Genomic DNA, 579 nt, shown 5'->3' on the forward strand with positions numbered 1-579 from the left:
TCCCAGCTACAACGCCAGCGCCGATCGCCAGTCATGGTCCGCGCTGCTCAGCCTGCTCGAAGAGGTGCTGTCTTAGCCGATTTTCCTACATCGCAATCGGCAGCTATGTTCTCAGCGGCTCTTTGAAACTGTTGAATTGGCAAAACACCGGTCATTGATGGTGTGCATCGAGCCCCGCGGATGCACTTTATCAACTAAACCCGAATCACCCCGCCGCAGCGGCCAGGAACAGGTAGTTGCGCGGCTCGAAGCCGTCCGGCTGGGTGCGGCGATACCCTGCCTTGGTCAGCAGGGTGTCGATCGGACCCAGCTGCTCGGTGCCCCAGGCCTCAAGCAGGATCGACGGGCGTTCGCTGGCCAGCAATTCGCTCGCCCCTAGCAGCACATCCAGCTCGCCGCCTTCGACATCGATCTTGAGTGCCGAGACGCGCGGTCGACCGGCAGCGTTCCATTCCGCGTCGAGCGTCGTGACCGGCACTTCGAACGACCGGACCAGTTCGGGCGGCACGATCGTGGCGGAGCTTAGCGTTGCTTGCGCGCTTTCGTGGAAGGTGATCGTCCCAGCCTCCGCCCCGACGG

General features: G+C 62.9%; 1 protein-coding gene. It reads right to left on the reverse strand.

Going from position 1 to position 579, the window contains the following annotated elements:
- Nucleotides 1–205 precede the first annotated feature (205 nt).
- A partial coding sequence (locus tag AC01FP_RS18800; protein ID WP_474482443.1) for an FkbM family methyltransferase occupies nt 206–579 on the reverse strand: 374 nt, incomplete at its 5' end.

Source organism: Cyanobium sp. NIVA-CYA 375 (genome assembly GCF_056108345.1).